This is a genomic window from Bacteroides sp. MSK.20.82, assembly GCF_019052485.1.
Lineage (GTDB): Bacteria > Bacteroidota > Bacteroidia > Bacteroidales > Bacteroidaceae > Bacteroides > Bacteroides thetaiotaomicron.
Window position 1 is genome coordinate 1 of sequence record NZ_JAHQUN010000098.1, and the last position, 5,421, is coordinate 5,421.

Genomic DNA, 5,421 nt, shown 5'->3' on the forward strand with positions numbered 1-5,421 from the left:
TTATCCGTACAAGCAGCAGAATATGCATCTATAGCCAGAAGAAAATCCTGCATCCTCCGAAAAGGAAGATTATCACTCCCATGGAATGCAAGCCAGGCATTCAAGCTACTCCTGTAAATATGGGCGGTCCCATAATTCCCACTTTCCCGTAGCCCATCGGCTACTCCCTTCATAAATGAAATTAAATTCCCCATCGTCTATTGATTTAAATAATACTTTAAAAGGTGGTTCCCAAGAAGTTATTCCCTTTTCCCAAAATTCCTCTTGAAACAGAGCCTTTCGCTTTCCATTGCCCGAAATAATGACATACAAATATAACGATATTATTGTTCTGTATATCATAAAGAATGTTCGTAACATCTCCCGCATGGCCACTTAAAGCTATGCTTTAGCAATCATAAAGATAGCTTTTGAAGATCCAAAGGAATGAATAAAAAAGAGGATGCCTGTGGGGAATAAAGGAGGCATCCTCTTGGTGGCAAATATTAAAAGGTATACTTTCACAAGCACAGGACTTTCATTTGCCACACTTTCAACTATTTATTCACATTCAAGTGAAAAAGGGAATATAGAAGTCCACACTTTCACAAGCATCAGCTTCCATATATTCTTACTGTGAGATTTCCTCTTATGAAGAGGCTAACAGGGAAAAACTGCATCTCACATAAGAACGGGGAAATATTATTCTGCAATACAGATACTGACACGATTTTCCTTTGGAGTGGAATAAGGTTGTACTGTATCGCCTTTAAAATCAATTGCAATCCGATCAGATGAAATACCTTTTGCCTTCAATGCTTCGGCAACATTCTTTGCACGAGCTTCGGACAGTTTCAGATTAATTACCGGATTACCGGTTTCCTTGTCTGCATAACCTGTCACATTCACTTTGGCAGCGGGATTCTTCTCCATATATTCGACTAGAGCAGCAATCTTAGATTGTTGATCTGTCTGAATACGTGCCGAGTTCAACGCAAAGAAGACGTTTTGTTTCAAAGGTTCTTTAGCGATCTTTTCTTCTTTAGGCTGCGGCTGTTCCACTATGGGCGCTGAAGCAGGTTGCTCCACTACGGTTGTTACAGTCGGTTGTTCCTGCTCATAATAAACCGGAGCTGTCTTTTTAGAGCTCTTTCCAAATGTAAAGGCAAGACCAGCCAAAGCATTGAACTGCCAGTCAGCATTACGACCTTGTTTGGAGTTGAACTTATCAGATAGCATATTGGCATTTACTTCCAGGTTAATGGCTATATGATTATTCAGCCGGAAGTCTGCGCCTAGACCTCCACGGCCCGCAACAAAAAGTTTCTTACCTGTCCACAGGTGATGCAGTTTATAGCCATTTGCATCCAAGTCTACAGCTTCGTCATTATCAAAAGCACCATTCAAGCCTACTCCAAGAAAAAGATAAGCATTGAAAAATCGTTTGGGATGAAAGCCACAACACAAATTACTCAGATCGAGCATGGCATCTATACTACCTTGCAAATACTTATATGAGTAAGTGGTGGTCGGATTTACCCAGCTTCCTTTAGCCTGCCAGCCACTCGCTGCAGCACGGAGACCAAACAAAGGAGTAAACTTATAACCAAGAGCTACTGCAACTGATGGTGAGAGCAAGTCTCCAAAATCAGCCTCACCCAAGGTATAAGCAGCCCCACCCTGCACTGACAAAAACCAATGCGGGTTGAATACAGTTTTTCCTTCCTCTTTCACACGAGATCGTTCATTCGTACTACCAGTTTGTTGAGCAAAGAGAGTGGAAGAACTTATAAAGAGGAATACCAATAGAATTATATTTTTATTCATCATATTCGCTATTATTTCAAAAATTAAAAAGGACGTTCCATGGGAATACAATGGAACGTCCTTCATTATTATAAGAAGCTATACTTTCACAAGTCCAGACTTCTGTATTCTTAACCATCTCCTTAATTAGTGGGGAATGTTACATAAAAGTAGTAACTAAGGGAAATATAAGGGATCTGTTAAGATTATAAAGGAATGGCCTACTTTCACAAATACCACCATTCAACTGTTTTCTCTTATTTTTCTTTAATAGTGAAATACGGATATTCTTCTGCATTTTCATGTCCAAAGCTATCTACCATAGTAAACTTCAGAGTTGCAGTTACATCACTAGTCGGCGGGTTAGCGCTCTGTTTTGATGTGAATACAAATTCCTGATTTACAGCATCAAATGTTACTGTGAAGTATTCATCGTCTACACTGTTAGAAGCTAAGTGGCATTCTTTGATGTTGTCAGCAGAGAATGTGGATGTATAATCTACACCACCTTTCTTAAACTTCAAGATGTCAGCAAGCTTAACTTTCGTTTCTCGATCCGTATATTTCAATACCTGTTTAATTGGATTCTTCTTATCATCGAAGTTTTTCCATTCAGAAGTAAATCCTTCACCACATACTAATCTCAATTTGAAATTCTTAGCTGCCGGAGCTTTTACAGTATAAGAATTGTCAACTGACTCGGAAGATACATTATTATAAATATAAGATACGTTGATGTCGTAGATCTTTCCTGCAGACTTATCAGCAAAGAGATCTGCTGCTGCATCCTTATCATTTACATCAAGTTTGAATCCATATCTGTTATCATTCAGAGTTGAGTTGAATACAATCTTCTTTTCCGAACAAGTAAATGTGTAGTTGTGGTCAATGATACTATTGTCAGGATCAGAGATGCCATTGAATGCTGTACCTAAATTGTGAACTGGGTTAGAGTTCCAAGTAGCATCTGTTACTTCAACAACTTTTGCACCTTCAGCATCAAATTGGTTAGCTTTAGCAGAGAATGCAGCTGGGAATTCAGGCAGCTTCTTGGTGATTTCGATGGCAACTTTCTTGACAACTACCTTCTTCTTGTTGAGGATGTTAAAGTACATCTTGTAAGTACCATTATCCTTGTATTGAGATAAAGAATTACTTAATGTTATATTCATCACCTTGTCATTGTCAAAATTGAAACGACGAATGAATGCGGTAGTTGCAGTCGGGTTATTATCTTTATCAACCACCAAGCTAGAGTAACTATAACCCTCATTATATTTATCTACAAGCATTTGCTGAATTTCCTCATCCAAAGCGAACTCAACGACGCGTTTGTAGTCGCCAGCCGTAGCATCCCATACAGGAATATAATCAGCCTTCAACGTAGTAGTCATTGCATCAATGTCACCTACTGCTACATAGAATGCTTTACCATCCGGGTCAACCAATGAACCGTCATGATTTACAGCATACACACGGAAACCGATGATGTCACCATCTGCTTTTTCTGTATCGATAGACATCTCAATCTTACTGTTAGTAGTAATAGTATTCAAGCCCTTGATATCTGATTCATAAGAGTTCCATGCTCTGATTTCAGATGGAGCACTTTCTACAGCACGCTGCTCATCAAGTACTACATAGAAACCGTAGATACCACTGATCTGGTCGTCATCATACCCATCCAATTCTACTGTAAATTTTTCACCTACTTTTGTAGAGAAGAAAGACTTAGTGTTACGATTGTCACCGTTCCACCAAAGATCTTGATCTCTCCACGTACCAGAACTGTAGGTAGCATCAATAATAGACTCATAAGAACCATCCTTTTCTACACGCTCACCATTGTCAACGTTCCATTTGTAGTCGTAAAGCAATTTTTTGTTGGCGTCAGCAACATATGTTTGATCTTCTGCTTGTTGGAAACGGTTACGGAGAGCACTGACATTCTTATCATTAACCTTGAAGGTCAATTGATATTGAGGTTCGTAATCAGAGCCTAAGAACAAATCATATCCACTGGTTACATTACGTTCTACATCACCCGGTTTGTCAGTAACGGCTACTGCATATCTGATGTTCTTCAATTCCTTTACAAGTCTGTCTTCAGCAGTACCGTTCTTATAGTCAAACTTAGCTGCTTTCAGGTAGTTTTCTTCGGTATAGTTTTCCTTGTTCAGTTTGAAGACAACTTTCCACAATCCATTAGCAGAGATACCACGTGTAACTGTCCCTTTGAATTGTTCTACTTTCTCTACAGTAACAAGTTTGTCCAAATTGCCAAGAGCCGAATTTACGAATGAAATCTGTCCTTCGGTTAAGGTTGCATTGGTCGGAGATACACGGATCAATACAGAATCAGTCAAGAATGCTCTTTCGCCTTTCTTAAACTCCTTTTGGTTAGCAATGGTGTAAGCTTTAGCTTCTACTTCATCAGTGCTACCCTTACCGAACACGCGGTCTTCTACAGCCAGAGTAGTACGCAAATCCATTCTTGAAGATGCACCTGCTATAATATGGTCCTCGTTTCCACCACCAAAGGTGTAGTCGCACAACTCTACATGAGTGACTGCTTTACTGAATGCAGCAGAAATCAATTCCAATTTAGCACCTACGACTTCAGTTACTTGTGCTGCAATTTTTGCAACCATTGCTTCTGTCAGTTCACCAGCCTGCAACTTTTCCAAGTCAGCCTTCAAACCTGCAATGGCATCATCATTTGTTCCCTTGTATGCTTCCAAAGCTGCGATTTGAGCTTCGATGGCAGCTTTATTCCTACCAATTTGTTCTGCATTTGCAAGAACATCAGCTTGCAGAGTAGTGATGCTTTTTTGCAAGTTAGTATCTGCTGCGCTTAAAGCTGCCAAAGTTGTTTCAGTGGTAGTTTTGAATTGTTCCAGTGTTTGGATACGACCGGATATTTCAGCCAGCTTCCCGTCTACTGTTGCCATATCAGCCTTATCGGCCGCTTGCAATTCTGCTTTTACCTTTTCCAATTCAGCTTTTGCTGTTGCAATTGCAGCTTCTTGTGCGGCAAGTGCAGCTTTTGAAGCCTCATCCTTAGCAGCAGCAATCTCGCTCTGCAAGCTACTCTGAGCAGTCTGCAAACTGCTGATTGAGCTTTCTACAGCAGTAATTTTGCTGTTCAGATCATTCTTCTGACCATCAATTTGCTCCTGTAGATTATTAATGTCATCATCATAATCCTTACAAGAGACAAAAGTGCCCGTAGAAACCGTCATCAAGGCTCCAAACAGGATCACACTTAAAAACTTTTTGTTCATAATTGAAAAACTTTAAATTTATAAATTTAAAAAAATAAAAAAGTAAATAATCTCGCATTTTGAATCCCTTTCTAATACTGTTCTTATTATTTAGTATTCCGTTACTTTGTAGGTAACGGGAAAGCATACTTTTCCACCCCGACAGAGGCGTCTGCGAGCTACATTCATTAAATAAGTAAAGAATATTTTTAACCCCTGCTCTTAGACGATGGCAGAGGGGAGGGAAATCTTTTGCAAAAATTAAAGACCAGGCCGTGTTCTTCTCAAAAAATCCGCAGTTTTGTTCAGTGTGTTTCCTTTTTTTAGTAGTTTATCAGAAAAAATATCATTTTTGTTTGCATGTTTTCCAAAA

At 39.4% G+C, this 5,421-nt stretch carries 2 protein-coding genes and 1 pseudogene; all 3 read right to left on the reverse strand.

The features are described from left to right. A pseudogene (locus KTR07_RS27630) lies at nt 1–194 on the reverse strand (site-specific integrase); the annotation flags it as partial. Between the two features lie 487 nt (nt 195–681). Beyond that, entirely contained in the window at nt 682–1,809 is a 1,128-nt protein-coding gene (locus tag KTR07_RS27635; RefSeq protein ID WP_370448189.1) for an OmpA family protein, read from the reverse strand. 233 nt (nt 1,810–2,042) lie between these two features. Further along, nucleotides 2,043–5,069 (reverse strand): cell surface protein, encoded by a 3,027-nt coding sequence (locus tag KTR07_RS27640; RefSeq protein WP_011107983.1) that lies wholly within the window; start codon nt 5,067–5,069, stop codon nt 2,043–2,045. Nucleotides 5,070–5,421 lie beyond the last annotated feature (352 nt).